Here is a 22,390-nt window from a genome sequence, read left to right as displayed (position 1 = left end):
AGTCAACTGCCGGGAAGGTCAGCTCCGGCCATCAGTCTGTGTATTCCTACCAAGGAGCCTCGCCATGACTGCACGTTCGTCCACCCGTGATCGCCGGCACTTGCGCCACTTCGGTTTCCTGCCCTTGCCGCAGTTCACGATGCTGTCGTTCTCGACGGCAATCGAAGTGCTGCGCATGGCCAACCACATGCTGGGCCGGCCGTATTACCGCTGGTCAGTGGTTGCGCCATCACGCGGGCCCGTCACGGCCAGCAATGGATTGCAGGTGCAGGCCGACGTGCTGGACGAGGCCACCTTGCCCGACGCCGTATTCGTTTGCGGCGGCAAGCGCAGCCGCGCGGACGACGACCCGGCCACGTGGGACTGGCTGCGGCGCCTGGCCGCATGCGACGTGACGCTGGGCAGCCTGTGCACCGGTGCGCACACGCTGATGCAGGCCGGCCTGCTCAACGGCTATACCTGCGCCATGCACTGGGAAGACCTGGTCGCGCTGCGCAGCGACTTTCCGCATAGCAGGCTGTCGCACAAGCTGTTCGTCATCGACCGCGACCGCATCACCTGTACGGGCGGCACCGCGCCGCTGGACATGATGCTTAACCTGGTGGGCGAGTCCGTCGGGCCGGCCATCGTTGCGCTGATCGCGAACCAGTTCACCATCGGGCACGTGCGCGATCACAAGGACAAGCAGCGCATGCCGACATCGATCCGCATGCCCGCGTCGCATCCCGCGTTGGCAGAGGTGATCGCGCTGATGGAGGTCAACCTGAAAGAACCGCTGTCGCTGGAGGAACTGGCGCAGTTGTCGGGCGCATCGCAGCGGCAGCTGCAACGCTTGTTCCGCGAGCACCTGGGCACGACGCCCAAACAGCATTATCTGAGCCTGCGCCTGCGTCACGCGCGGGCATTGCTGCGACAAACCCCGCTGTCAATCTCGCACATCACTACCGCCTGCGGCTTTCAATCGCCCTGCCATTTCAGCAAGACCTACCGCGCGGTCTATGGCGCGGCGCCCAGCTCGGAACGCCGTAACCCCCGCACGTTCGACCATGAAGCGCATGGGCCGGGTTTTGCCTCGGCGATAGGCGCGGAACCAGGGCCCGACGCTTTTTTTCTGCGCCCAACCCGCCCCGCTACACAAGCCTGAATTTCTGTGTATAATCGCTGTCTTTGGTGGACACGGCCTTTGAGAAAAGCTTCTCAAACTTCACCAAAACCGGTGGCAATTCCAGCAGGAATTTCCTTCGGCAAAGCAGGAAATGCAGCAGTAGCAAAAGCAAAGCAATGGCTGTAAGCAGTACCCCGCGGGAGTAGCTCAGTTGGTAGAGCGCAACCTTGCCAAGGTTGAGGTCGCGAGTTCGAGACTCGTCTCCCGCTCCAAATACAAGAAGGAAGCATCGGCCAACACCGCGCTTCCTTTTTTCTTGCAAGTGCTGGCGCAATGGCAGAGTGGTTATGCAGCGGATTGCAAATCCGTGTACGTCGGTTCGATTCCGGCTTGCGCCTCCAGCATCTTTTCCCCCCCTCCCCCAGCATCTCGTTACGCATCCCTACGCGCTGACAATCGAATGATTGCTAAGGTGACGCCGTTTTCCACTGACGTCGACGCTATGCACCGCATTCTGAATTTTCGCGCTCGTTCCCCCGTGCTTGCCCTGTCCGCCGCCGCGATGTTGACGCTGGCGCCGCTGACGGCCGAAGCCGACTCCGACCGCCATCATCATCGCCATGGGCGTGAGTACAAAGAAAAGTACTGGGATGGCGCGTGCAAGGTCGAGCGCAAATGGAAGCGCAACGGCGAGTACCAGGAAAAGCGCAAGTGCCGCGATGACTATCGCGAGGACTATCGCGAAGGTTATTACGCGGCACCGCAGGTCGTCATGCCGATGCCCGCGCCCGCCATCGTCATCACCCCGCCTTCAATCATCATCCGGCCCTGAACATGGATCAGTCGGTGAAAGACGCCATTGCCCGCTGGCCCAACGTGCCAGCCGTGTATGGCTGGCTGTCGTTGGACGGGCGCGGGCGCTGGCGGTTGCATCCGCAAGGGCAAGCCGCCCAAGGAGGGCCGGGCGAATCCATCACCAATGCGCAGATCCTGGAATTCATGAACCGCAATTACGAACACGACGAGGCGGGCCGCTGGTTTTTCCAGAACGGCCCTCAGCGCGTGTTCGTGCGGCTGGATGGCGCCCCGTTCGTGCTGCGCCTGAACGACGACAGCCGTGGGTTGCGTACGCACACGGATGCGGCGGTCGATGCGATCAGCGCTTGGTGGCTGGACGATGCCGGCCAGCTGTACGCGTCTACACCCGCGGGCGCCGGGCTGGTGCTGGACCGGGACCTGCCGGCCCTGCTGGAAAACCTGTCGACTGCGGACGGTGCCCCGGTTCTGGATGCCCTGGCCGACTTGGCGCCCGGCGCGGAGATATCCGTGTCATGGCCGGGCCTCTACGCCCCCGCGCCGCTGCGCGCGATAGCGCGGCAGGACGTGGCGCGCCGCCTGGGCTTCGAGCCGAACCCGGCGGCGTAGGAACGCAGCGCGGCCGCGTAAAAAAACCGAGCGTTGCCAGGATCAGCCGCGGCCGCTTTTGACCAGGGCGAATTTGCCATCGCCCAGCAGCATCAGCACGGCGGCCGCCACGGTCAGGAAAATCGGATATTCCCAGCCGCCGCCCGCGTTGCCGAAGCCCCAGCCGTTGCCAAAGTGCACGGTCGAGGCCACGAACAGCTGCACCACCGCAATGGCCGCCACCCAGCGCGGGACGATGCCCAGGACCAGCAGCACGCCGGCGCCCACTTCAAAGAACGTGACCGGATACGCCAGCCAGCCGGCAAAGCCGATCTTGGCGAAGAACTGCGCGGTGCCGGGCAGCGTGAAGACAAGCAGCTTGGTCAAGCCATGTGCCAGGAACATGACGCCAAGCGCCACGCGCAGCAACAGCGCGGCGTAGGGAGCGGTACGGGTATCGATCATGGGGAATCCTTCTGGGTAGCGCGGATCGTCCAGGACCGGACGATGCATCAGGCCGCCATTCTTACGATTCCAAAAACAAAGATAAATAGGCAGAATTGCAAATTATTGTTCCCCGATAGGAAACAATCTTGGACACTCACACCGCCATGCAGACCTATGCCAAGGTCGTGGAGCTAGGCTCGTTCGCGGCAGCCGCCGACAAGATGGGCCAGGCGCGTTCGGTCGTGACGCGGCAAATCGCCTACCTGGAACAGAAGTACGGCGTGCGCCTGTTGAACCGCACCACCCGCAAGCTCAGCATGACGGACGCAGGGCGCGCCTTCTACGAGCGCGTGCGGCCGATCCTGGCGGAAGTCGCCGACCTGGAGCTGTCGCTACAGGCGGAAGGCCAGCGTCCCAGCGGCCGTTTGCGCGTCAGCGCGCCCGTGTCGTTCGGCATCCTGCACCTGGGGCCGGCCATTGCCGAATACCTGCAACGTTATCCCGACGTCATCATCGACCTGGACCTGAACGACCGCGTGGTGGATCTGGTCGAAGACGGGTACGACGTGGCGGTGCGTATCGGTCCGCTCCAGGATTCATCGTTGGTTGCGCGCCCGCTGGCGCCGCAGCAGTTGCTGGTCTGCGCGGCGCCGGCCTACCTGAAGCAGCACGGCACACCGACCACCCCGGAAGACTTGAAGCAGCATCGTTGCCTGCACTATTCCTACGCCAGCACCGGCAATGAATGGCACTTCGAGAAGGACGGCGTGACGCATCTGGTGCGGGTGAACGCGGCGCTGCGGGCCAATAACGGCGATGTACTGCGCACGGCGGCCCTGGCGGGCCATGGGGTCATTCTGCAACCCGAATTCCTGGTGGGCGACGACATCCGCGCGGGCCGCCTGGTGGCCTTGCTGGCCGACTATGCGCACACACCCATCTCCATGTACGCGATCTATCCGCATCGCCGCTTCCTGTCGCCGAAGGTCCGCTCTTTCGTCGAGCATCTTGAAGATCGGTTTGGCGGCAGCGCACCGGTCGCCCCCGGGGGACGCGCCACGGCACGCCGCAGCCGTTAGAATCCTACCCATGACCGCGAAACCGTCCATCGAATACTTCCCCGCCCCCCGCCGTTCGCTTTTTTGCAGCCAGTGCGCCACGCCCATCACCCGCCGGGTGCCGGAAGGCGACAACCGCGAACGCGACGTCTGCGATCACTGCGGCGCGATCCACTACCAGAACCCGCGGCTGGTGGTCGGCACGGTGCCGGTGTGGGAAAACCGCGTACTGCTCTGCCGTCGCGCGATTGAACCGCGCTACAACACCTGGACGCTGCCGGCCGGTTTCATGGAGTTGGGCGAAAGCACCGCACAAGGAGCCGCCCGCGAAACGCTGGAAGAATCCGGCGCGCGCATTCAGCTTGGCGAGCTCTACACCATGATCGACCTGCCGCAGATCGACCAGGTGCACGTGTTCTACCTGGCCCGGGCCCTGGGTCCCGAACTGGACCCGGGCCCCGAAAGCCTGGAAGCCCGCTGGTACGACGAAGCCGACATTCCGTGGGACGACCTGGCGTTTCGCACGGTGGCCACGACCTTGCAGCACTACTTCGACGACCGTCGCCACGGCGCGTTCGTGCCCCATCACTACACCCTAGAATCGCACCGTTGAAGCTGCCCTGGCTTGCCGTCGAGACCCCGTTTCCGCCCGCGGAATATGCGCTGACGGAGCCCGCCGGCCTGCTTGCGGCCGGCGCGGACCTGTCGATGGACAGGCTGATACAGGCTTACTCGAACGGCATCTTTCCCTGGTATTCGGAAGGTGAGCCGGTGTTGTGGTGGAGCCCGGACCCGCGCATGGTGCTGGCCATCAAGGATTTTTCGCCGTCCCATTCGCTGCGCAAACTGCTGCGGCAGATCGCGGCGCAGGAAATCGACGCCCAGCCGCGCGTGCAGGTGCGCGTCGACACGGTGTTTTCGCAGGTCATGGCGCAATGCGCCGCCCCCCGTGACGGTCAACCCGGCACCTGGATTACCGCCGCCATGCAGCAGGCGTATGCCGAATGGCACCGCGCGGGCTACGTGCACAGCATCGAAACCTGGATCGACGGCCAGCTTGCCGGCGGGCTGTATGGCATTAGCCTGGGGCGCATGTTCTTTGGCGAATCCATGTTCACGCGCGCGCCCAACGCGTCGAAGATTGCGCTGGCGTACCTGGTTCGCTACCTGGCCGCGCAAGGCGTCGAGCGTATCGATTGCCAGCAGCAGACTCAGCATCTGGCCAGCTTGGGCGCACGCCCCATCCCACGCGCGCAGTTCTTGCAACATGTGCGCCGGGTCGCCGCTCAGCCCCCGATTTTCTGGGCGCCGGGCACGCTGGACAGCCGTGGGCGCCTGTTGCCCGCAACCGGTGCCCCGCCCCATCCGACAGCCAATCCGGGGGCGGATTCAGCGTCCGATAAGACGTCACTTAAGCGTTAATATGTAGCCATCGCGTCGCGGACGTACCGCGCGATGTGCACTTCCCCATGAGCCAGCTCAAAGAACTTCCCTTCTCCACGCTGCAGTTCTATGCAACCGCGCCTTACCCGTGCAGCTATCTGCCGGGCCGCCAGGCGCGGTCGCAGGTTGCCGCGCCCGGGCATCTGATTAACGCGGGCACCTATTCCCAACTGGTCGAACAGGGCTTTCGCCGCAGCGGGCTGTTCACGTACCGTCCCCATTGCGACAGCTGCCATGCCTGCGTGCCCGTACGCGTGGACACGTCGGGCTTTGCCCCTAACCGCAGCCAGCGGCGGGCGTGGCGCGATCACCAGTCGTTGCAGTCGTTCGTCGCGGAGCTGGCGTGGTCGCCAGAGCATTACCGGCTGTATACGCGCTACCAGCAAGGCCGGCATCCGGGCGGCGGCATGGACGAAGACAGTCGCACGCAATATGCGCAGTTCCTGCTGACCAGCCGGGTCAACACGCGGCTGGTGGAATTTCGCGACGCGGACGGTGTACTGATGATGGTGTCGATCATCGACGTGCTGGATGACGGGCTGTCGTCGGTCTATACCTTTTACGACCCCGATGTCCAAGGCAGCCTGGGCACCTACAGCATCCTGTGGCAGATCGAGCAGTGCCGCACCTTGAACCTGCCCTGGCTTTACCTGGGCTACTGGATCGCCGAAAGCCGCAAGATGTCCTACAAGTCCAGCTTCCAGCCCGCGCAGTTTCTTGTCGACGGGGAATGGCGGAATCAGGACTACCTGTCCCTTTGATTCTCACTGGCGGTGCGCTGCTCGATTGCGGCAAGCGCGGCGAAATTGGCTCTACAATTCCGCCCCATGTCTATCCTCTTTCACGCCTACCCCCTGGCCCGCCCGGCGCTTTTCGCCATGGACGCGGAAACCGCCCACGAAGTCACGCTGTCGGGCCTGCAACGCGCTTATGAATGCGGCGCCACGCGCAAGCTGATGCATGCGCAGCCGTCGGCGCCGTGCACGCTGATGGGCATGCGGCTGGCCAACCCCATCGGGCTGGCGGCGGGGCTGGACAAGAACGGCGCCTATATCGATGCGCTGGGCAACCTGGGCTTTGGGTTCATTGAAGTCGGCACCGTGACGCCTCGCGCGCAACCCGGCAACCCCAAGCCGCGCATGTTCCGCCTGCCGCGCGCCAACGCGCTGATCAACCGGCTGGGCTTCAACAACCAGGGCCTGCCCGCGTTCCTGGCGAACGTGCAGCGCAGCCAGTGGCGCAAGCAAGGCGGCATTCTGGGCTTGAATATCGGAAAGAACGCGGACACGCCGATCGAGCGCGCCGCTGATGATTACCTGATCGGGCTGGACGGCGTGTATCCGCATGCCGATTACGTGACGGTGAATATTTCGTCGCCCAACACCAAGAATCTGCGCGCGTTGCAAAGCGGGGACGAGCTTTCGGCCTTGCTGGCGCAGTTAGCCGACAAGCGCCGGGCGCTGGAAGACCAGCACCAGCGTCGCGTGCCCATGGCGGTAAAGATCGCGCCCGACCTGACGGAAGAACAGATCGACGCCATCGCGGACACCCTGCCCCGCCATGGCATCGACGGCGTCATCGCCACCAACACCACGCTGTCGCGCGATGCAGTCGCGGGCCAGGCGCATGCCGACGAGGCAGGCGGCCTGTCCGGCGCGCCGGTGCACGAGCTGTCATTGAAAGTGATCCGCCGCTTGAAGGCGCAGTTGGGCGACAGCATCGCGATCATCGGGGTTGGCGGGGTGTTGTCGGGCGCACAGGCCCGCGAAAAGATGGACGCCGGCGCGGACGCCGTGCAGTTGTATACGGGCTTGATCTACCGGGGCCCCGCCCTGGTGGGCGAATGCGTGCGGGCCACGGCGAAGCGCTGAACCCTATCCCCACACTCGCAGCGCGCAACGCGCAGCGAAAAATGCGGGACAAAAAAAGGGGCCACCCGGTGGGTGGCCCTAATTCCAGCTCTGCTCTGTCACTCAACAGTACTACATTACTGCGATTTGCGCAGCATCGCGCGCCAGGACTCAGGCGGTGCGACGGCTACGGCTGGCAACCTTGGTGGCGGCGTCGGCGGCATCCGTCGCAGCCTTGAAGGTCGCGTTGGCGGCGGCATTCAGGTTCGATTCGGCGACTTCAGCAGCCTGCTTGGCAGCCTTGGTCACGGAGTCGTAGGCGCTGGTCGCGGTGGCCAGCGAGGACTTGATCAGGGCAACGGCGCTTTCCGAACCAGCCGGAGCGTTCTTCGACAGTTGGTCGACGGCTTCGCTCAGTTGCTGCTGGCTTTCAGCGATTTGCTCTTCGGTCAGCTTGACCAGGCTGCCTTGCACGCCGGCAACGATGTCATACACGTGCTTGGTGTAAGCCATGGCCTTTTCAGCGCCCGGCTGCAGCAGGCCCGACGCGAACGCGGCGGCTTCCTGCGGATCCTTGACTTCAGAGGCTTGCTGCGACTTCTGGGCGACTTCGTCCAGCGTGGCGCGCACGACCTTCATGTTCAGCTCAACCAGCTTTTCAAAGCCGGCGAAAACGGCGGACTGGGCGGCCACAAAAGTGTTGATGCTGGCCTTTTGGCGATCCAGGACTTGCTGCGGAATTGCGCTCATAGAATGCTCCTTTAGGGGTAGCCGGAAGCTTTCCGGCAAGAAGGATAGGTGTCTGCGACGAGAAATAGGAACGTGCGCGGAAACTGGTACTACAAGCTACCGCCGGCCCGTTTGATGCACTGCACAATTCACATTCTAGACTGCCACAAATTGCTGTCAAGCGGTTTTTGTGCAACGCAACAAGTATTTGCACTTTAACGGTGCAGGCGCGTGCACGCCATTGATCCAGAACAAGGTTTTGCCCTGCTTCGGGAAAAACCCGACATGACGGCGTATCAATTCTTTTCTAAACTGCCTTCACGCTGATGACAGAAAAAACAATCCATATGTCAGCGGCCAAAAACTAAATCGCAGCAAGCAAAACCCTGCAATTGGAGACTTCATGACCTTTATTCCCCGCACGCTTACGGCCCTGCTCGCGGCCAGCGCCATGTTCGCGGCCGGCGCCGCCCACGCGGAATTTCCGGAACGCCCCATCAATATGGTGGTGCCGTTCGCCGCAGGCGGCCCGACCGACAACGTCGCCCGATCGCTGGCAGAAGCCATGCGGCCGAGCCTGGGACAGACGGTCGTGGTTGAGAACAAGGGCGGTGCCGGCGGCACCATCGGCACCACGCAGGTTGCGCGCGCCCAGCCGGACGGCTATTCCATTCTGCTGATGCACGCCGGCTTCTCCACGGCGCCGTCCCTGTACAAGAACCCAGGCTACGACCCGTACAAGAGCTTTGAGCCCATCGGCCTGGTGGTCGACGTGCCCATGACCATCATCGCGCGCTCGGACTTCCCGCCCAACAACATCAAGGAACTGGCCGAATACGTCAAACAGAACAAGGACAAGGTGTCGCTCGCCAACGCCGGCATCGGCGCGGCCAGCCACCTGTGCGGCACCATGCTGGTGGAAGCGCTGGGCGTCCAGCTGTTGACGATTCCGTACAAGGGCACCGCGCCCGCCATGAACGATTTGCTGGGCAAGCAGGTCGACCTGCTGTGCGACCAGACCACCAACACGACGCAGCAGATCGAAAGCGGCAAGGTCAAGGCCTATGCCGTGACCAGCCTGAAGCGCGTGCCCACGCTGGACAAGCTGCCAACGATGGACGAATCCGGCTACAAGGGCTTCGAAGTCGGCATCTGGCACGGGATGTGGGTGCCCAAGGGCACGCCCAAGCCGGTGGTGGACAAGCTGATCAAGAGCTTGCAGGCCGGCCTGGCCGACCCGAAGTTCCAGGAACGCATGAAGCAGCTGGGCGCCACGGTGCTGACGGCCGAAGCCAACCCGCAGGCGCTTGACGCCAAGGTCAAGCAGCAAGTCCCGCAATGGGCCGAACTGTTCAAGAAGGCAGGCGTCGAGCAGCAATAAGCTGACCCTGGCAGAAAGACAAAAAGCCCCGCAAGGGGCTTTTTTCATGGTCCGCAGCAGGAATCGACGATAGCCCTAAACCCGGCAGCCGCCCCGCGGCCCGGACGACGGCAGTTGATTACGGGCGCAAGGCTTCCGCCGCCATACCCAGACCATTGAATCCCGTGGACACGGAAGGTTCATAACCCAGCGCCTCGGAAATGCTGGCGGCGGTATCGACCAGAGCGCGAATCCAGTCATCCTGCAAGCGTTCAGCCGGGGCCGAAATGGACAGCCCGGCCACCAGCTTGCCGGTGTCGTCGAAAATCCCGGCGGCGATGCAGCGCACGCCCAGTTCCAACTCTTCGTTGTCCCGCGCGTACCCGTGGCGCCGCACCAGCGCCAGTTCACGTTCCAGGCGATCCAGGTCGGTCAGGCTATTGCGTGTGTGGCCGGCCAGGCCGGTGCGCAGCGCGTACGCGCGCACCTGACGCGCATCGCCGGTGGACAGGAACAGCTTGCCGGTAGACGTCAGGTGCAAAGGCGCGCGGCCGCCAATGGCACGCACCACCTGCATGCCGGAGCGTTCGCTCCAGGCGCGGTCGATATAGACGATTTCGTCACCCTGCTGAACCGACAGGTTGATGGTCTGCCCCGTTAGCTTGTGCAGGGACCGCATGGCGGAAATGGCCGCTTCGCGAACGTTCAGGCGCCCTTTCACCAGCGACCCCAATTCCAGCAGGCGCATGCCCAGCTGATACAGGCCGTTGTCCACGCGTTCAACGTAGCGGCCCACAACCAGGTCGTTCAGGATGCGGTGCGCGGTCGAGGCGTGCAGGCCGGTGGTGGCCGACAATTCCTTGAGGGTGACCGGGTCCTGCTGCGCGGCCAGGGCGTCGAGCAGGCGCATGGCCCGCTCGATGACCTGGATGGCGATGGGATGGCCGGACGCGCCTTCGGTCTCGGCGTCCAGGGGAGTGCGGGGTGTCGTCAGACGGGGCATAGGGGGAGATAGGCTCGCGCCACAACGCCGTAAAAGACCGGCCTTGCGGCAACGCAGCAAACAGTTCTTTCCCGTATTGTGAAATTTAAGGCGCCATTTTGCAATGGCTTTTTTGCGACGAGCTCAGGCAGCGGCAGGCGGCGCCAGCTTTCCGCCCAGGCGCAACACCTCGGCGCGCAGGAAGTCCAGCGCCTCGGCGGCGGCCGACGGTTCCCCCTTGACGCCCAGCTCAATATGGGGCGTTCCCCCCGCTTCGCCCACGCTGGGCAGGCTGAAGGCGCGCACGTCTGGCCAGCGGCTTTCGACGGTAATCATGGCCGGCGTGATGCGCGATTCGGGCATGCTGAACACCAGGAACGAATGCTCGACATGGGCGCGCACATGTTGCAGTGCACGATAGCGCGTGTCCAGCGTCCATTCCAGCATCGGCCAAGCCATCACGGGAAAGCCGGGCACAAAGGTGTGGTCGTGAATGAAGAAGCCTGGAATGCGGTTGTACGGGTTGGGAACGATCTCGCAGCCTTGCGGGAATACGCCCATTTGCAGCCGCTGCTGGTTTTCCGGCGCGCTCATGTCGGCCGTGCCCTGGCCCTTGGCGGCCATTTCGGCGGTGCGCAGTGCGATGGCCTGTTCGGCTTCCGGGTGCAGCGACAATGGCAAGCCCAGGGCTGCGGCGGCGGCTTGGCGGGTGTGGTCATCAGGCGTGCCGCCGATGCCACCGCAGGAAAACACGACATCGCCGGTGGCGAAGCTGCGCTTGTAGGCGGCCACCAGCGTGTCACGGTCGTCGGGCAGGAATTCGGCCCACCCCAGTTGCATGCCACGAGCACTGAGCAGCTCGACGACTTTTGAAAAATGCTTGTCCTGACGGCGGCCCGAGAGGATTTCATCGCCAACGATGATAAGACCGATGCGACGGGCGGCGGATTCTGCGGCCATGTCCAGTTCCAAAACGGTAAGGGTTAAATGCCGGTCAGGCTTCGATGACGCGATCCTGGCGCAGGCGCCGAAGCGCCTCCAGGCCATAGTGCGCGTAGACCAGCGCCGAAAACACCGGCAGGATAATCCAGGCGGGGGGCAACAGGTTCAGCAGGGAACAAATAAGCCCGATGGTCCAGAAGCCGCCGTTGTTGCGTTCCAGGATGAGCTTGCGTTCTTCGGGACTGGCGTGTTCCACGATGGCGTCCACGCGCATCATCCGCGAAAAAGCAAAGGCCCACCAGAAGATCGACAGGATGATCGCCATGGGCGGCACCAGCCACAGGGGCAACGTCAACACCCAGCCGGCGGCAAACGCGGCCGACACCCAGACGGCGTTCCACACGCTGACCGCCGTCGAGAACTTGCCTTGCGGCGTCACGCTGGCATATTCGCGCTGCCCCACGTGACGCAGCACCAGCGGCATTACAAAAACGGCGGCAATCGCCAGGCCCAGAATGCCGGACACGGGCAGCAAAATGGCGGCGGCAATGACCGGGATGAGATAGATCTTGAGCGAAAACAGGCCCATTGCGATCATCCATTCGTCGGCCCGGTTCACCATGTCCCAGTGGGACACTTCGGCCCGCAGCCAGTCGGTCAACGGCGTCCAGAACAGATACAGCAACAGGAACGCGCCAACCAGCGCAATCAGGAATGGCAGCAGCACCGCGAACAGCATCGTGGGATGGCATTGCGATACAAGCGCGCGCTTGAACGCCTGGCCCACGCTGACGGCGCCCGTGCCGGCACCAGAGAATCGGCCATTGCCGGGCGCGGCGGGATCAGTGCGTAAAGCGGTCATAAGAGCTTGAAAAAGGGGGTGGACATCCCGGGTATGATAGTCAAACACGCCCCGATCTGCTCACATGTCTCTACTCGTACCCGGCTCCGACCTGGCCGCCTTGCGCGCGCGGCTAAGCGCAACCCCCGACACTTGGCTCATCGCCTGCTTCTGCGCGGCGTGGTGCGACACCTGCGAACAATACAAGCCCAAGCTGCAAGCCCTGGCCGATGCGCTGCCGCAGCACGCCTTCGCCTGGATCGACATCGAAGACCATGCCGAACTGCTGGGCGATATTGATGTCGAGAACTTCCCCACCCTGCTCGTGCAAATCGGTTCGCGCGTGGTGTTCTACGGCCCCATGCTGCCGCACATCGGCCATCTGGAACGCCTGATTGAAAGCGTGGATGCGAACAGCCCGGCGGTGACCAGCGCATTGCCAGACCTGCCCAAGCTGCTGGCCGCCTGATTTCCGGCCCAATAAAAGGCCGATAAAAGCCGATAAAAAAACCCGCAAGGCCAAACGGCGTTGCGGGTATTTTTATGCGGCGCGAGGCGGCGATCAGTTTTTGCGCGATCCGCCCAGCAACACTGCTACCTGGCGCTTGGGCGCAGACGAACCACTGTCGTTCTTGCGCGCCGGTTCTTGCTCGGCCGAAGACGACGCCGAGGGTTCGTAGGGCTTCAGGAAGAAATCATCCACCGGTTGGCGCGAGCCGCCCGAGGTATAGCCCGAACGGCGATCGGACGAACGGCCACCACGGTCGCCACGGCTTCCTTCACGACCCGAATCACGCCCCTCGCGCGAGGACGAGGACGTTGGACGATCTTCGCTGCGGCGATGGCTGCGCGCCACGGCGTCGGCGGGCAAATCCAGCGTGCCGCGCGGCACTTCGCGCTTGATCAGCTTTTCGATGTCGAGCAGGAAACGCTCTTCATCCGGCGTGAACAGCGCAATGGCTTCGCCCGATGCGCCCGCGCGACCGGTACGGCCAATGCGGTGCACGTAGTCTTCGGCGTTGTACGGCAGGTCATAGTTGATGACGCAAGGCACGCCGGCCACGTCCAGGCCGCGCGCGGCCACGTCGGTGGCCACCAGCACTTCCAGGTCGCCGGCCTTGAAGGCTTCCAGCGCCTTCATGCGGTCGGCCTGGGTTTTGTCGCCGTGGATCGATTCGGCCTTGACGCCATCGCGTTCAAGTTCGCGGGCCAGCCGGGCCGTGCCGATCTTGGTGTTCGAAAACACGATCACCTGCTTCAGGCCGCGCGACTTCACCAGATGCACCACGGCGGCGCGCTTGGCGTCGCTGGACATCTTGTAGGCGATTTGCGTGATGGTGGTGGCGGTGGCGTTGCGCGCCGCGACTTCGATTTCAACCGGCTGATTCAAATACGAGCGGCCCAGCTTGCGGATTTCGTTGCTGAACGTGGCCGAAAACAGCAGGCCTTGGCGCTGCGCGGGCAGCAAGCGGATGATGCGTTCCAGGTCGGGTAGAAAGCCCATGTCCAGCATGCGATCGGCTTCGTCCAACACCAGGATGCCGACCTGGCTCAGGTTGACGTTCTTTTGTTCAACGTGGTCCAGCAGACGGCCCGGCGTGGCCACCAGGATCTCGCAGCCGCGACGCAGCGCTTCTTTTTGCGGACCGATATCCACGCCCCCGAATACCACGGCGGAACGCAGCGGCGTTTGCTTGCTGTAGCGCTTGACGCTTTCAAACACCTGGTCGGCCAGCTCGCGCGTGGGCGTGAGGATCAGCGCGCGCACCGGGTGGCGCGCCGGCGAGGCGCTGGTGTTGGCCAGCGGCATCAGGCGGTGCAGGATGGGCACGGTGAACGCGGCCGTCTTGCCGGTGCCGGTCTGGGCAGCGCCCATGACGTCGCGCCCTTCCACCACGACGGGGATGGCTTGCGCCTGAATGGGCGTCGGAATGGTGTAGCCGGTTTCGGCGATGGACTGGAGCAGCAGCGGGTGCAGTCCAAAATCGGCAAACGTCGGCGCGGGCGCGTCGGCGGGGGGTGCTACGGATTGAGTGGATTCAGTCATCAGGGTTTGGCAGATACCGGGACCAGTGAAAAAGAACAAAACGAGAGTGCTACATGCACTGCACTACATATGCATCGGGGCAATCTGAATACGCGTGGTCGCATCGCGACGGCACGCAAATCGCCGCGAAGCGGATTCGGCTTCGCGGGCAATCGGCACCCTGCCTTGCAGGCCAGCGGGCGCATTCTGGATTCGATACTTATGAGGGCAGTACCAGGCCCGGATTGCTGTGGATAACGTGGATTTTAGCGCAGGCGCCCTACCACAACATCAAAGAGTGGTTTCAGGCGGGTACGGCAACACCGCCAGACAACGGGCGCGCCCGCTTCCAGCCGGTTTAGGCTGTCCACCAGATGGACTAATCAAATTCGAAAGCCGAACATCAGCCGGCCAGCCAGCGCAGCCCCCACAAGACCAGCATGCCGACCACGATCACCAACACCGCGCTGCGCGTGCGCAGAAAAACCAGGATGGCGACCAGGCCGGCCACCAGCTTGTAATCGAACACCGGCCCCAGGCCGGCCTTCCAGGGCAACAGGTCCGGCACGACGATGGCCGTCAGCGCGGCGGCGGGCGCATAGCGCAAGGCACGCCGAACGCCATCGGGCAAAGGAATGTAATCGCCGAAAAGCATGAAACCGGCGCGCGTCAGGACGCTGCACAGGGCCAGCAACAGGATGGCCGAATAGACGTAGATCTCGGAGGGCCAGAGGGTCATGGGCGCGCCTTGAAGAATCGTTCGGCCCACATGCCGGCTACCACGCCCGCGATCACGGCCGCGGCCAGGCCCAGCCGCAACGGCAGGACCTGCCCCGTCCAGGCCACGACGCCGGCGGCCAGCATGGAGACCAGCATCGGCTTGGAGTTGGCCAGCGGCACGGTAATCGCCAGCAGGGCCAGCACCGCCGCAAAATCCAGCGACCAGCCGGTGGGCACCATGGTGCCCAGGTAGATGCCGACGATGGAAGACGACTGCCACACAAGCCAGCCCGGCACGATGGTGCCCAGGAAGAACCAGAGTTGGTCGCGCGTGCCGCGTTCGGCCGAATCGCCGTAGCGCGGCATGAACAGCACGAAACCCATATCGGTAGTGAAGTAGCCCAACCCCAAGCGCTTGGGCCAGGACAGATGCCGGAAATACGGCTGCAAGGCAGCACCGAAAATCAGGAAGCGCAGGTTCACGACGAAACCGGCGGCGAAGATCAGCCACAGCGGTGCGCCCGTGGCGATCAGCGGCAATGACGTCAACTGGGCCGATCCCGCGTACAGCAACAGCGTCATGGCCAGCGCCATGGATTCGGTCAGCCCCGACTTGACCATGGCCACGCCCGTCACCAGGCCCCAGGTCGCCGTGGCGATCAATGCGGGCACGATGGCGTGCACGCCGGCACGAAAGGCGTTCAGGCGCTGCTGGCGCACCGCGCCGGGATCTTCGGATTCAGAAAGCGCGGATTCAGAAGCCAACGGCTGACCCCTGGCGGTTCGGACAGGACGACATGGGAACTCTTACGGATTGCGTGGGCCGAATGGCACCACGGCGGTGCGCGAATAGGCCGGTATTGTAACCTCGTCGCTTGATACAATACGCGCCTGAAAATTCTTGGCTGGTCGGGCCTGGTGCGGCGCAAAATCGGCCATGGTGAATGGCCGCGTCCCGAAGTACCATCACTGGCTAAGTCAGTTGTGATTCGCGCGGTGGGTTCGATACCGGCCGCACATTGCCCAACCCGCCGTTTATCGGTTTTTTTATTCAGGAAGATCCATGACCGCTGCCCCGGCCGCCGTCCCGAACGCTCACGAAGTCATTGAAGTCGGCGCTGAAGACCTGCCCGTTTTCTGTCCCGGCCCGAAGGCGCCGCTGTGGAGCATGCACCCGCGCGTCTTCCTTGACGTGGCCCGTACCGGCTCTGCAAGCTGCGCCTACTGCGGCGCGCAATATCGCCTGAAGGCCGGCACGGTGCTGCACGGTCACCACTAAGCCCCCGCCGCCTTCGACGCCCCACGCCACGGTTACAGCTGCCACATGTTTGCCACCCCCGAAGAAGCCGAACACGCGTTCTACGAAGCCCTTGAACAGGGGGACTGCGTCCGCCTGATGCAGGTGTGGGCCGACGACGAAGAAGTCGTCTGCATTCACCCCGGGGGCCTGCGCATTGTTGGCCACTCGGCGGTGCACGACTCCTGGCAGCAGGTGCTGTCCAATGGGCCGCTGCATGTCCGTCCACTGCGGCCGCTGGTCATGCTCAGCATGATGTGCGCGGTGCACGTGCTGGTTGAACAGGTGGCGGTACGCACGCGCGAAGGCATGCAGTTTGCAAACTGCTACGCCACGAACATCTACCACAAGGGCCCAACCGGATGGCGCATGGTCATGCATCATTCGTCGTCGGCGCCCACGGAAGCCGGGGTGCTCGACTTGCACGACGTACCCGACATGCTGCATTGAATCGGGTGGATTTTTAGTTGGCCGCTGCTCGTCTTGACTCGTCTTCCTGCCCCGTCCCCTCCTGGTTACCCGGAGGCGACAGCCAGACGGTCTACGCGTCCCTGTTCGCGCAATACCACCGGATCGCCTTCGTTCGCGACCGGGTAGACACGCCCGACACCGATTTCGTGGACTTCGACTGGACCGGCCCCGGCCTGTTTCCGCACAAGGCCGCCGACGGTGCGCCCGTCAGCGGACAGGGCCCGGTTGCCAATGGCAAGACCGCCGCGGCTCGGTGGATGACGGCTCCCGATTGGCAGTCGCTGCCGCAAACGCCCGACACCCCCGCGCTGATCCTGTTCCATGGCCTGGAAGGCGGCAGCAACAGCCGCTACGCCCAGTCCGTTGCCCATTATTTCCGCGCGCGCGGCTGGATCGTCGTCATTGCGCATTTTCGGGGTTGTTCGGGTGTGCCCAACCGCCTGGCGCGCGCGTATTACTCGGGCGATTCCGCAGAAGTCGGCTTCCTGCTCAAGACCGTGCGCGACCGCATTCCGCATGCGCGCTGGCATGCGGTGGGCGTGTCGCTGGGCGGCAACGCGCTATTGAAATACCTGGGTGAACACCAGGAAGACACCACCTGGCTAACTGCCGCGGCAGGCGTCTCCGTGCCGCTGGACCTGGTTGCCTGCGGCAAAACGCTGTCCACCGGCATTTTCAACCGGCGCGTGTACACCGCGCATTTCCTGAAGACGCTCAAGCACAAGGTATTGGAAAAGGCGCACCGTTTTCCTGGCGCCATCGACGTGATGCGTATCGCGCATGCGCACGATCTGCGCGAATTCGACGACACCTACACGGCGCCGATGCACGGGTTTCGCAATGCGCTGGACTACTGGACGCGTGCGTCCAGCAAGCCGTGGCTGCCCAAGATCTCGGTGCCCACGCTGGTGCTCAACGCCCGCAACGACCCCTTCATTCCGGCGGCATCGCTGCCCAAGCCGGAAGATTGCTCGCCCACGATCCTGCTGCACCAGCCCAGCGACGGCGGCCATGCCGGCTTTCCGACGGGCGCATTTCCCGCACACCTGAACTGGCTGCCTCAGCGGCTGGGCCGGTTCTTCGAAACGGGCCTGTAGCGGTAGCGGTGCCATAGCGGCAGGCAAGCGGCCGGATGACTCCGGCCTTTGCCCCACCATCAACCCGATTTGAAGCGTTCCAGCAGCTGCCGTTCTTCGGCCAGCTTGTCTTTGACTTCCTTGATCTGCACGTCGATCTGCGATTGCTCGTAGAAGTCGGTCGACAGGCCGCGCGCCTGCTGTAGCTGCGACTCGGCGGCGGCGAACGCACCGGTCATGACATAAAACCGCGCCAGATCGCGGCGCGCCTGCACGGGCTTGCCGTTGCGCTCTTCGCTTTGCGCCAGCATCTGGTACAGGCCGGGTTCGTCACTGCCCCACTGCTTGATCTTGGCGCGCAGGTAATCCTGCGCCTCGGCATGGCGGCCGTTGCTTTGCAGCGCCTGCGCATAGGCAATGCCCAACGCCCGCTGGTCCGGCCAGCGCTTGGTGGCGGCCTGCGCCAATTCCAGCGCGCGCGCGGTGTCCTTGCGAGCCAGCGCGATGTCGACGCTAAGCTTGGCCAATTGCGCGGAATTTCGCCCGTTTGCGGTGGCCAGGTTCCAGTACCGGTCGGCTTCAGACAGGTTGTTGCGCTGGAACGCCTGCAAGGCCAGGCCGTAATAGGCGGCCGACTGCCGCACCCCCGACAGCGCTTGCGCCTCGTCCTGCAATTGCTGCCCGGCCGAACGCAGGCTCACGGCATCGCGCCCCTGCACCACGCGCATCTTGGCGCGCACGTACCAAAAATCGTCGCTGTCGATATGGCGTGAAGCCGGCAATGACCGCACCCGGTTTTGTACATCGGACATCCGTTCGATGGACAAAGGGTGGGTGCTGGCCCACGAGCCGCCCCCGGCTCCTTCGTTCAGGCGCGACGCATTCATCAGCCGCGAGAACATCTGGGACATGCCCTCGGCGTCGTACCCGGCCTTGGTCAGCATCTGGAAACCGGCGCGGTCGGCCTCGCGTTCCGCATCGCGTGAAAAGCCCAGCTGGCGGTTGATGGCGGCGGCTTGGCCAAACGCCGCCACGCCCATCGCCAGGTTGCCACCCCCGCCCGCCAGCGCGGCGAGCAACGCGCCGGCCAGACTGGCCAGCATCACCATGCCGTTCTGGCTTTGCTGCGTCATGCCGCGCGCGATGTGGCGCTGCACGACGTGGCCGATTTCGTGCGCCAGCACGGCGGCCAGTTCCGATTCGCTGCCCGAGGACACGATCAGGCCGGTATTGACGCCGATGAATCCACCCGGCATCGCAAAAGCGTTGATTTCGGGGTCACGCACGCCGAACATTTCGACGTCGGGCACGGCGCCAGGCGCAAAGGCCGCCAGCTTGCGGCCCATGGTGGTCAGGTATTGGCTGAGTTCGGGATCGTCGATATAAGTGGGGTCACGTCGGCCCTGCGACATGATGGCCTCGCCCAGGCTGCGTTCCAGCATGGGCGAGAGCTCGGCGGCGGACGCGGCCCCCATGGATGGCAGACCAACCGGTTGCGCCCAGGCGGCAACGGGAATGGAGGGGGCGATCAACGCGGCGCTCAGGGCGAGAATCGCGCTTCGTTTCGCAATAGCGCAAATGGATGGCATGTTCCTGCGGTTCATAAGCCTATGATAGCGATGAGCTTAAAATGTTTCATCGATACTCCCAACGAGGTCTCAATGCGTCCCGTCCGTAAAGCCGTTTTCCCTGTCGCCGGCATGGGCACCCGCTTCCTGCCCGCCACCAAGGCGATGCCCAAGGAAATGCTGCCCGTGGTCGACAAGCCATTGATTCAATACGCCGTTGAAGAAGCGGTTGCCGCCGGCATCACCGACCTGATCTTCGTGACGGGCCGCAATAAGCGCGCCATCGAAGACCACTTCGACTCGGCTCCGGAACTTGAATCCGACCTGGAAAGTAAAGCCAAGCACGAACTGCTTGCCATGGTGCGGGGCATTCTACCCGCGCATGTCAATTGCCTCTACATTCGCCAATCCGCGCCGCTGGGCCTGGGCCACGCGGTGCTGTCGGCCGCCCCCGCCGTGGGCGACGAACCCTTTGCCGTGTTGCTGGCCGACGACCTGATCGACGCCGCCCCGCCCGCCATGAAGCAATTGGTGGACGTGGCCGTGGCCCAGAACGCCAGCGTGCTGGGCGTGCAGGACGTGCCTCGCGCCGATACCCGCAAATACGGCATCGTGGCCACCCGCGCGGGCGAAGCCAACCTGGATCCGCGCACGGAACGCGTCACGCATATTGTGGAAAAGCCCGAACCCGATGCCGCCCCGTCGACGCTGGCCGTCGTGGGCCGCTACGTGCTGGAAGCCGCCATTTTCGACCACCTGCGTTCGACCAAGATGGGCGCCGGCAACGAAATCCAGCTGACGGACGGCATTGCCTCGCTGATGCGTGAGCGCGCGGTGTTCGCGCACCGTTTTGACGGCGTGCGCTACGACTGCGGCAACAAGGCGGGGATGTTCCAAGCCACCGTGGCGCTGGGCAAGAAGTATCACGGACTGGTGCCGGAATAAGCCCCGACCGGCCCGAACTACGTTCAGGCCGAAAGCGCCGCGCGGGCCTTGGCCCGGGCGCGCGCATCGCGGTCCACTTTGCGCAACCGACCCTTGGCTGACAAGCGCATCAAGGTGCCTAACGCCACCATCAAGCCAATTACCTCGACCAACGCGGCCGGTATCCACATCGTCAGCCCGCCGATGGTCTGGTCCGTTTGCGCCGACATCGCGATGGCGCGGCCACACAGTTCAAACAACGGGTAGATATCACTTTCGGTGAAGGCGATGACGGCGCCCGCCACCATTTGCGGCAACATGGTCAGCACCGGAGAAATCACGCGTCCGCCCGGCGTCATGGCCGCAGGCGGCGCGGGACGACGGTCCAGGATCAGGTTCCAGTACATGAAGCCGCTGATCACCACGGACCAGTTCATCAGGCGGTACAGGCGCCAGTCCAGCATCGAATAGAACTGCACGGACGGAATCAGCCAGACCAGCACCAGGAAGACGAACAGCGTCGGCACGAAAATCTTGTTCGTGAGTACGGCAACGGTGACCCGGCCGCTGCGCGTGCGCAGAAAGTCGCGCAACCGGATGCGCCAGGACATCGGCAGCCCGGCGCGCATGACCTGCCCCGGAAATGCCGCCATCACCAGCAGCGGACCCAAATGGTGTAGCACCAGATGCTGGATGCGGTGAATGAAGAACATCCGTTCGGCGTAGTAGTCGACGCGGGTATGCATCGACAGATACAGCAGCACCAGCCCCAGCCAAAAGAAAAAGCGGCGTGCGCCCGTCACATGGTGAACGCGTTGCCCGCGCACGAACAGCACGATCGCCACCACAAAGGAGGCGACCAACGTGGGAGAGAACTCCCAGGGTATGAGCCATTCAAGACTATCCATGCGGGCCATCCGAAAGACATCGGGAAAGACTGGGCCGGCGGCGCGTGCCGGCCTGTGGGCTGATTGTAGTAGACCGCGCCGGCCCGTGGTCCGGTGGGCCGGCAGGATCAGAAGTGATGCGAAACGCCCGCTCCGACGCGCGTGGTGTGGGAATGGGCGGGGTCGAACTGGTCGTCCAGCGTGTAATTGGACGCATACCCGGCAAAGCCGTATAGCGTCGTGCGCGGCGACAAGGCATAGGTATAACCCAGCGTCGCCACCTGCGCCTTGCGCGCCGTCATGCCGTTGTCCCATTGCCAGTTGGGGCGCGCCAGGGACCACTGCACCAGCACGGTGCCCGGGCCGAGCGGCACGCTGGCGCCCACCAGCCAGGCATTGATGGCGCCGCCCTGGACAAATGGGGCCGGGCCCAGGCCTTGCCCCAGGTTGTCGGGGTCGCCGCCGTCCAGACCGACATAGCCGTTTTGTTGCCGCGACCATGCCAATGAGAGTTTCAGCACTTCAAAATCGTAAGCGGCCCCCAATTGCACCGCGCGGGGGCGCTTGCCGCCCGCCACGGAATCGGCGCCGGCCAGCTGCAATTGATCCCAGGTGGCCACAGCCAGCAACGGCCCGTTTTCGTACTTCAGCCCCGCACTGACTGCGCGGGTGTTCTGGTTGGAACGAAACCGGTTCTGGTCGTCGGCATCGAACGAGTAGCCCGCGCCAAGCTGAAAGCCGTTCCAGTCCGCCGACGTCACGTTCACCATATTGCTGAACTGGAAGTTGTCGGAGGCCTTGAATGTGGCGCCCATGCCCATGTCCTTCCATGACCCGATTTCCAGCGCGTTGCCGAACATCTGGCCGATGGTGTGCTGGCGCCCCAGGCGCACCTCGCCATAGCGATCGTTGCCCAAGCCGACCCAGGCCGCGTAGTTGAACAGGCGGCCGTCGTCTTCCAACTGGCCGCTGGACGGATCAAGGCCGCTCTCAAGCCCGAAGCGGCTGCGCCAGCCGCCGCCCAGATCGTCGCTGCCCGACAGGCCCCAAAGTGAATCCGTCAGCCCGCCGTTCAGCACGCCGGCGCGGCTGCCTTGGCCGGACACGCTCGTCACCGCCACCCCGGCGTCGCCCACGCCGTACAGGTGCAGGCCGAAGTCCTCGACGGCGGCCGCCGTGGCCGGCGCGCACGGCAGGGTCAGCGCCCCTGCCATGACGACCGCGCAGAATATCTTTTTCATGCTTTCTCCTACCAGGGCG

The 22,390-nt window shown here is 63.9% G+C and carries 25 protein-coding genes and 2 tRNA genes; 16 read left to right on the top strand and 11 right to left on the bottom strand.

All coding sequences use genetic code 11. The annotated features are described in order from the left end of the window. The first annotated feature begins 64 nt into the window (after positions 1–64). From ACNPP0_RS00310 to ACNPP0_RS00290, 5 genes are all read left to right on the top strand, one after another. Positions 65–1,144 (top strand): GlxA family transcriptional regulator, encoded by a 1,080-nt coding sequence (locus ACNPP0_RS00310; protein ID WP_448704714.1) that lies wholly within the window; start codon positions 65–67, stop codon positions 1,142–1,144. A 157-nt stretch (positions 1,145–1,301) separates the two neighbouring features. Beyond that, a tRNA-Gly gene (locus ACNPP0_RS00305) sits at positions 1,302–1,377 on the top strand. Positions 1,378–1,432: 55 nt separating this feature from the next. Then, positions 1,433–1,506 (top strand) — tRNA-Cys (locus ACNPP0_RS00300). 101 nt (positions 1,507–1,607) lie between these two features. Next, positions 1,608–1,937 carry a hypothetical protein gene (locus ACNPP0_RS00295; protein WP_442880393.1) on the top strand — a complete coding sequence of 110 codons (330 nt, stop codon included), beginning with the start codon at positions 1,608–1,610 and terminating at the stop codon, positions 1,935–1,937. Positions 1,938–1,939: 2 nt separating this feature from the next. Continuing rightward, positions 1,940–2,530 (top strand): DUF2946 family protein, encoded by a 591-nt coding sequence (locus tag ACNPP0_RS00290; protein WP_332612714.1) that lies wholly within the window; start codon positions 1,940–1,942, stop codon positions 2,528–2,530. A 42-nt stretch (positions 2,531–2,572) separates the two neighbouring features. Here ACNPP0_RS00290 and ACNPP0_RS00285 read toward each other — a convergent pair whose 3' ends face one another. Continuing rightward, a complete protein-coding gene (locus ACNPP0_RS00285; protein ID WP_332612716.1) occupies positions 2,573–2,974 on the bottom strand; it encodes a DoxX family protein in 402 nt (133 codons plus the stop codon). Between the two features lie 128 nt (positions 2,975–3,102). On the opposite strand from ACNPP0_RS00285, the gene ACNPP0_RS00280 reads away from it, so the two are divergent. From ACNPP0_RS00280 to ACNPP0_RS00260, 5 genes are all read left to right on the top strand, one after another. After that, on the top strand, positions 3,103–4,035 hold the full coding sequence (locus ACNPP0_RS00280) for a LysR family transcriptional regulator (RefSeq protein WP_448704713.1): 933 nt from the start codon (positions 3,103–3,105) through the stop codon (positions 4,033–4,035). 10 nt (positions 4,036–4,045) lie between these two features. Beyond that, the gene (locus ACNPP0_RS00275) at positions 4,046–4,627 is read left to right on the top strand and encodes an NUDIX hydrolase (protein WP_332612718.1); all 582 of its coding nucleotides are present in this window, start codon (positions 4,046–4,048) and stop codon (positions 4,625–4,627) included. Continuing rightward, positions 4,624–5,436: a leucyl/phenylalanyl-tRNA--protein transferase gene (gene aat, locus ACNPP0_RS00270; protein WP_448704712.1), complete on the top strand. Its 813-nt coding sequence runs from the start codon at positions 4,624–4,626 to the stop codon at positions 5,434–5,436. Before ACNPP0_RS00275 ends, aat begins: the two co-directional genes overlap by 4 nt. A 47-nt stretch (positions 5,437–5,483) precedes the next feature. Continuing rightward, on the top strand, positions 5,484–6,218 hold the full coding sequence (locus tag ACNPP0_RS00265; RefSeq protein ID WP_332612721.1) for an arginyltransferase: 735 nt from the start codon (positions 5,484–5,486) through the stop codon (positions 6,216–6,218). A gap of 66 nt (positions 6,219–6,284) precedes the next feature. Next, a complete protein-coding gene (locus tag ACNPP0_RS00260) occupies positions 6,285–7,328 on the top strand; it encodes a quinone-dependent dihydroorotate dehydrogenase (protein WP_448704711.1) in 1,044 nt (347 codons plus the stop codon). Between the two features lie 150 nt (positions 7,329–7,478). On the opposite strand, the gene phaP is transcribed toward ACNPP0_RS00260, so the two are convergent. Beyond that, positions 7,479–8,057, bottom strand: a complete 579-nt coding sequence (phaP, locus tag ACNPP0_RS00255; protein WP_046803469.1) for a phasin family protein — start codon at positions 8,055–8,057, stop codon at positions 7,479–7,481. Between the two features lie 382 nt (positions 8,058–8,439). Between phaP and ACNPP0_RS00250 the strand changes: the two genes are divergently transcribed. Next, positions 8,440–9,417: a tripartite tricarboxylate transporter substrate binding protein BugD gene (locus tag ACNPP0_RS00250; protein WP_332612726.1), complete on the top strand. Its 978-nt coding sequence runs from the start codon at positions 8,440–8,442 to the stop codon at positions 9,415–9,417. 118 nt (positions 9,418–9,535) lie between these two features. On the opposite strand, the gene ACNPP0_RS00245 is transcribed toward ACNPP0_RS00250, so the two are convergent. From ACNPP0_RS00245 to ACNPP0_RS00235, 3 genes are all read right to left on the bottom strand, one after another. Continuing rightward, positions 9,536–10,399 carry an IclR family transcriptional regulator gene (locus tag ACNPP0_RS00245; RefSeq protein ID WP_104143548.1) on the bottom strand — a complete coding sequence of 288 codons (864 nt, stop codon included), beginning with the start codon at positions 10,397–10,399 and terminating at the stop codon, positions 9,536–9,538. A gap of 123 nt (positions 10,400–10,522) precedes the next feature. After that, the gene (locus ACNPP0_RS00240) at positions 10,523–11,338 is read right to left on the bottom strand and encodes a competence/damage-inducible protein A (protein WP_448704710.1); all 816 of its coding nucleotides are present in this window, start codon (positions 11,336–11,338) and stop codon (positions 10,523–10,525) included. Positions 11,339–11,372: 34 nt separating this feature from the next. Then, on the bottom strand, positions 11,373–12,182 hold the full coding sequence (locus ACNPP0_RS00235; RefSeq protein ID WP_332612732.1) for an EI24 domain-containing protein: 810 nt from the start codon (positions 12,180–12,182) through the stop codon (positions 11,373–11,375). A gap of 64 nt (positions 12,183–12,246) precedes the next feature. On the opposite strand from ACNPP0_RS00235, the gene ACNPP0_RS00230 reads away from it, so the two are divergent. Further along, positions 12,247–12,630, top strand: a complete 384-nt coding sequence (locus ACNPP0_RS00230) for a thioredoxin family protein (protein ID WP_448704709.1) — start codon at positions 12,247–12,249, stop codon at positions 12,628–12,630. A gap of 93 nt (positions 12,631–12,723) precedes the next feature. On the opposite strand, the gene ACNPP0_RS00225 is transcribed toward ACNPP0_RS00230, so the two are convergent. From ACNPP0_RS00225 to ACNPP0_RS00215, 3 genes are all read right to left on the bottom strand, one after another. Then, positions 12,724–14,208: a DEAD/DEAH box helicase gene (locus ACNPP0_RS00225; protein ID WP_448704708.1), complete on the bottom strand. Its 1,485-nt coding sequence runs from the start codon at positions 14,206–14,208 to the stop codon at positions 12,724–12,726. A 382-nt stretch (positions 14,209–14,590) separates the two neighbouring features. Continuing rightward, positions 14,591–14,926, bottom strand: coding sequence for a branched-chain amino acid transport AzlD family protein (locus tag ACNPP0_RS00220; RefSeq protein ID WP_046803475.1), 336 nt, complete (start codon positions 14,924–14,926; stop codon positions 14,591–14,593). Beyond that, complete coding sequence (locus ACNPP0_RS00215; RefSeq protein ID WP_332612739.1) at positions 14,923–15,672, bottom strand: AzlC family ABC transporter permease; 750 nt, start codon at positions 15,670–15,672, stop codon at positions 14,923–14,925. Before ACNPP0_RS00215 ends, ACNPP0_RS00220 begins: the two co-directional genes overlap by 4 nt. 298 nt (positions 15,673–15,970) lie before the next feature. Here ACNPP0_RS00215 and ACNPP0_RS00210 point away from each other — a divergent pair, with 298 nt between their 5' ends. From ACNPP0_RS00210 to ACNPP0_RS00200, 3 genes are read left to right on the top strand one after another with little or no spacing between them, the layout of a single operon-like run. Further along, positions 15,971–16,186 carry a zinc-finger domain-containing protein gene (locus ACNPP0_RS00210; protein ID WP_006217686.1) on the top strand — a complete coding sequence of 72 codons (216 nt, stop codon included), beginning with the start codon at positions 15,971–15,973 and terminating at the stop codon, positions 16,184–16,186. A 45-nt stretch (positions 16,187–16,231) separates the two neighbouring features. Then, positions 16,232–16,654, top strand: coding sequence for a YybH family protein (locus ACNPP0_RS00205; protein WP_332612740.1), 423 nt, complete (start codon positions 16,232–16,234; stop codon positions 16,652–16,654). 17 nt (positions 16,655–16,671) lie between these two features. Continuing rightward, the gene (locus ACNPP0_RS00200; protein ID WP_332612741.1) at positions 16,672–17,772 is read left to right on the top strand and encodes a YheT family hydrolase; all 1,101 of its coding nucleotides are present in this window, start codon (positions 16,672–16,674) and stop codon (positions 17,770–17,772) included. 59 nt (positions 17,773–17,831) lie between these two features. Here the strand turns inward: ACNPP0_RS00200 and ACNPP0_RS00195 are convergent, their stop codons facing one another. Next, positions 17,832–19,355 (bottom strand): M48 family metalloprotease, encoded by a 1,524-nt coding sequence (locus ACNPP0_RS00195; protein WP_332612742.1) that lies wholly within the window; start codon positions 19,353–19,355, stop codon positions 17,832–17,834. A 57-nt stretch (positions 19,356–19,412) separates the two neighbouring features. On the opposite strand from ACNPP0_RS00195, the gene galU reads away from it, so the two are divergent. After that, complete coding sequence (gene galU / locus ACNPP0_RS00190; RefSeq protein WP_448704707.1) at positions 19,413–20,264, top strand: UTP--glucose-1-phosphate uridylyltransferase GalU; 852 nt, start codon at positions 19,413–19,415, stop codon at positions 20,262–20,264. A gap of 23 nt (positions 20,265–20,287) precedes the next feature. Here the strand turns inward: galU and ACNPP0_RS00185 are convergent, their stop codons facing one another. Then, positions 20,288–21,160, bottom strand: coding sequence for a cytochrome c oxidase assembly protein (locus ACNPP0_RS00185; RefSeq protein ID WP_104143544.1), 873 nt, complete (start codon positions 21,158–21,160; stop codon positions 20,288–20,290). 98 nt (positions 21,161–21,258) lie between these two features. Continuing rightward, the gene (locus ACNPP0_RS00180; RefSeq protein WP_448704706.1) at positions 21,259–22,371 is read right to left on the bottom strand and encodes a porin; all 1,113 of its coding nucleotides are present in this window, start codon (positions 22,369–22,371) and stop codon (positions 21,259–21,261) included. Between the last annotated feature and the right edge of the window lie 19 nt (positions 22,372–22,390).

The sequence above is a fragment of the Achromobacter semiaridum genome (assembly GCF_053543755.1).
This window is presented reverse-complemented; position numbering and strand designations above follow the sequence as displayed.